The sequence below is a fragment of the uncultured Campylobacter sp. genome (assembly GCF_938018145.1).
GTDB lineage: Bacteria > Campylobacterota > Campylobacteria > Campylobacterales > Campylobacteraceae > Campylobacter_A.
The window spans coordinates 1-3,752 of sequence record NZ_CALIII010000337.1 but is presented as its reverse complement, the minus strand read 5'-3'; the positions used below and the strand labels follow the sequence as shown (position 1 = coordinate 3,752).

Below are 3,752 nucleotides of genomic sequence, written 5' to 3'. Positions count from 1 at the left end.
GCGAGGGCGAAAAGCGCGCGACGAAAGACGTCAGAAGCGAGGAGACGAAGGCTGCGCTAAAAGAGAGCGCGGCGTTTGATCGGGCTAGGATGCTAGGTATCGCATCGGGCATCGTGCCGGCCGTGATCAAGATCTACGCGTACTTTATCGCTAGCTACGGGGGACTGGCGCTGCAGATCGCGGACAATCTCGCCGTCATAGCAGCCGCACTGCTAACCTACGCGGCGCTAGGCGGAGTCGCCAGGCTCGCTCACAGCGAGGATCTGCACGTAAACTACGGCAAGGCGATGATCGTGATGTTCGTCGCTCACGTCACGGCGACGCTGGCATCGTATATGGCGGACGCAGCTCATCCGCTAGCTAAGCTAGTGGCCGTCATCGCGCTACTACTGCTGGGCTACGTCGCGTTCGTATGGGGCAAGGTCTTTTTCGAGCTTGCAAGGCTAACTAGAAACGGGCTTTTTCGCGTCTACGTTTGCACGTTTTTTGCAGGCGAGCTGCTGTGGGCGAGCGGTGTTTTGGCGGTATTTGGTTTCTTTTTGCTCGTGGCTTCGTTTTTCATCTACATCGCGGCATGGGTAAAAACGGACAAGGTCGGAGAGGCAAAAGACGCGGGGCTTTTTATTTATTAAATTTGACTTGGGCTTGGGTTTTAAATTTGCCCAAATTTGAGTTATTTCGCAAGGCGAAAGCTAAACGGGTAAACCGGCCGATATCTGGCGGTTTACCGAAAACTAAATTTTAAACCGAGCGGGTTTGGGAGGTGGCCCAAGCTGTCGCCGCCCGAGTCGCCGCTACCAGACGGATAAAGTCGGTATCGTCAAAACTCAGGCAGCCGCGCACTGGCTACTGCAACCTCTCTAGCGCTCTTTTGGCGTATTCGTTACCTTGGGCCGCTCCGCGCTTGTAAAACTCTATGGCCTTATCCATATCCCTTGCGACGCCGTAGCTGTTCTCGTAGCATATAGCTAGATCGGTTAGAGCCTGAGGATCGTCATCTGCAACAGCTTTTTGGATGTAGACGAGCGCTTTTTTATAGTCTTTTTTAAAGTGTATTCCGTTTAGATACATATTTCCTAGCATTGCGTCCGCGCCAGTGTCGCCTAGTTTGCTTGCCTTTTCAAGGGTCTGCGCGGCTAGCTTATAGTCCGTCATGCGGTAGTAGATCCGCGCCATATTCGAGTGAGCGAGCGAATCGTTTAGTCCCATGGCTTTTTTATACCACTTTACGCCTTCGCCGATGCTAGACATCCTCACTTCGTATAGGTAGCCTACGAGCGTGACGGCTCTGGCGTCGCCACCATCGGCCTTTGGCTTGATAAATGCCAACGCTTCTTTGTATTTTCCGCTATCGTCTAGCGCTATAAATTTATCGTAATCCTCGTTAGAGAGCCCAAACGCCGCAGTGATCGCAAACGCGCATAATGTTATTACCGTCTTTTTCATCTTAGTTCTCCAGTGCTAGCAGGTCTTTAAATTTATGCTTGACGCTCCTTATCGCGTCGCCGTCCTCGGTGTAGTCCGTGATATAGCCGTCCTTATCTGTGGTAAAGTATACGAAACCGTAGGTGCTATAGTTGACGCCTGTTACGCTGCAACCCCAGAAATTGCACGATCTATTAACCGATAGCACTTCGCGAGGCTCGTATTGCATATAGAATTTGTTTGAAAGCATACCTATCTCGATGTGCGACCAGCCGCCGGAGTACTTTTCCATATCTAGGATATGGCGGCCTTTTAGCTGAGTTAGTTCTTTGTTTTCTAGAAATATATTAGAGGGGCCGATGCCGTACGTAGTGCATCCGCCTAGCAGGAAAGCGCATAAAAGCGGCAGGAAAAATTTTTCGCATTTTTGATCTCTTTTGATTTTTGCGCCCGATTTTATCCAAGGGTACGGCGCAAGTTAATATTTTGGGTTTGCGGTTAAATTTACAGCCTTGCGGAGTTTTAAATTTGACGCCAAATTTGATCTATCTTGCGTCAAATTTGGCTTCGTTTCGGAGCAAAAAGGCGGGCAAATTTGCTTGCAGTTTTAACTACGCCGCTAAATTTAGCATGAGGAGGGCAAATCTCCGCCGCTATCTAAACAGCCTAGTCTGCTAGCCCCTCTTTGCCGCATTTTGCGATGAGAGCGTCAAATTCTGCCTTGCTAAACGCACTTACGACGATATTTTTAGCGTCGATAAATTTGTACTTTTCTTTTGGCAAATTTTGGATGAAATTTTCATATTTCAGCGTCGCTAGGATCTCGTATTTTTCCTCATCGTCGCCCTCTCCGCCAAATATCGCGACCGACCAGCGCGCGACTTTTTCGTCGCCTAGCATTTGTAAATTTTTATACTCCACGCTAGGCTCAAAGGGCAGCACAGTAACGACGTCTTGCGACAGGACGTACTGCCCGATGATCTCGCCGCTATCGTTCCTGCGGAAAAACATCTGATTTGCAAAATACGCATCCAAATTTTGGATATCGGTTACGAATTTGCTAAATTCGCCCGCTGGATCCTTCGCGCCAAGTATGCGAGATATGATCTTTTTGTCAAACGACACTTCGTTTCGCGTGCCGTAAATAGTGCTGATTTGCGCCTCTTTTTGCAAATTTTGCTCTATCGCCTCTAGCCCCGCGCGTATATCGGGCTCATAGTTAAAGCTTTCGATATTTTGCGCGCTAAATTTCTCCCCGTCCTCGCTCACGATTTCGCCGTCCATTTTTAGGGCTAGGTTTTTTAGGTACTCTAGAGCGATTTTCCAGTCCGTGCGGGTACTTGGCGTGCCGACGCGGACATTATAGGCGCCGTCCTCGTATCCGATCTCAAAGCCGCGCCCGCTAAGTCCGTCCGTGCCGGCAACCAGGCAATCAAACTCATCAAGCTTTGCGCCGTAAAAGCCATCGGCGTCAAACTCCTCGTCGTCCTCGTCGGCGTTAAACTGCGATAAATTCGGCACCAGTCGCAGCGCCTCCTCCACGCTCATCACGGGCGCAAGGCCGACTAGAAACTTCTTTTTATTTTTAACGAAAAACGTGATACTAATTTTTGATCCTTTGGGGTTAAATTTGACTTTCGCGGCGTTTTGGCGGAGTCAAATTTGAGCGCAAATTTACCGCGTCAAATTTGTCTCCGTTTGTAGCGAGTAAGTAAAATCCGGGCGCAAATTTAAGCATACGCGCCCAAATTTGGCTTACTCGTCTTTTTTCTCATCCTCTTTTTTACCGATCTTTTCTTTGGCGGTTTTTATGAGATTTTTGGCGGCTTTGTAGAGCTTCTCGCCTAGTTCTTTTGATTTTGCTTTGAGATTTTCGCCGATCTCGCTAGCACTTATCTCGGTTAGCTTCTCCTCGGTTCGTTTTTCAAAGTCGCTGATCTCTTTTTTGAGCGCTTCGATGCGTTCTTTGGCGTTAAAATTTTCTTTAAGCTTATCGCCGGCTTGAGTTACTTCGCGCTTTAACTCTTCAAATTTAGCTCCCGCAAGGCTCGCGAATTTATCGATATTTTCGTTAAATTTTAGCTCCTCTAGCTGAAGCTCGATCTGGCGCGAAACGTCGTTTTGCAGGCGCTTAAATTTAGCAAAGTAGCTATCGACAGACTCGTCTAGGATTTCGTTTATCACGGCAGCAGACGGCTCCTCTGAGCGCGCCATATCGCGCAGCATCGCTACGAACCTCTCCTCGAGCCTTATAAATTCTTTAGCTTCACCTAGCAGCGTCTGGCCGTCCGGGGCAAATTTGATCTCCTCGATAAATTTCTCCGTCC

At 48.7% G+C, this 3,752-nt stretch carries 6 protein-coding genes; 2 read left to right on the top strand and 4 right to left on the bottom strand.

Annotation, left to right across the window (positions count from 1 at the left end; all coding sequences use genetic code 11):
* A partial coding sequence (locus Q0338_RS07830; protein ID WP_298086265.1) for a hypothetical protein occupies positions 1-632 on the top strand: 632 nt, incomplete at its 5' end.
* Between the two features lie 214 nt (positions 633-846).
* On the opposite strand, the gene Q0338_RS07825 is transcribed toward Q0338_RS07830, so the two are convergent.
* Positions 847-1,446 (bottom strand): tetratricopeptide repeat protein, encoded by a 600-nt coding sequence (locus tag Q0338_RS07825; RefSeq protein ID WP_298086264.1) that lies wholly within the window; start codon positions 1,444-1,446, stop codon positions 847-849.
* 1 nt (position 1,447) lies between these two features.
* Positions 1,448-1,717: a hypothetical protein gene (locus tag Q0338_RS07820; RefSeq protein WP_298086263.1), complete on the bottom strand. Its 270-nt coding sequence runs from the start codon at positions 1,715-1,717 to the stop codon at positions 1,448-1,450.
* A 194-nt stretch (positions 1,718-1,911) separates the two neighbouring features.
* Between Q0338_RS07820 and Q0338_RS07815 the strand changes: the two genes are divergently transcribed.
* Complete coding sequence (locus Q0338_RS07815; protein ID WP_298086262.1) at positions 1,912-2,103, top strand: hypothetical protein; 192 nt, start codon at positions 1,912-1,914, stop codon at positions 2,101-2,103.
* Here Q0338_RS07815 and Q0338_RS07810 read toward each other — a convergent pair.
* Complete coding sequence (locus Q0338_RS07810; RefSeq protein WP_298086266.1) at positions 2,092-3,027, bottom strand: DUF4299 family protein; 936 nt, start codon at positions 3,025-3,027, stop codon at positions 2,092-2,094. The genes Q0338_RS07815 and Q0338_RS07810 overlap by 12 nt on opposite strands.
* A gap of 153 nt (positions 3,028-3,180) precedes the next feature.
* A partial coding sequence (locus tag Q0338_RS07805) for a hypothetical protein (RefSeq protein WP_298086261.1) occupies positions 3,181-3,752 on the bottom strand: 572 nt, incomplete at its 5' end.

Excerpts from the sequence above, each read along its gene's own strand:
- Q0338_RS07825 (WP_298086264.1), bottom strand. The coding sequence starts at position 1,446 with ATGAAAAAGACGGTAATAACATTATGCGCGTTTGCGATCACTGCGGCG.
- Q0338_RS07820 (WP_298086263.1), bottom strand. The coding sequence starts at position 1,717 with ATGGAAAAGTACTCCGGCGGCTGGTCGCACATCGAGATAGGTATGCTT.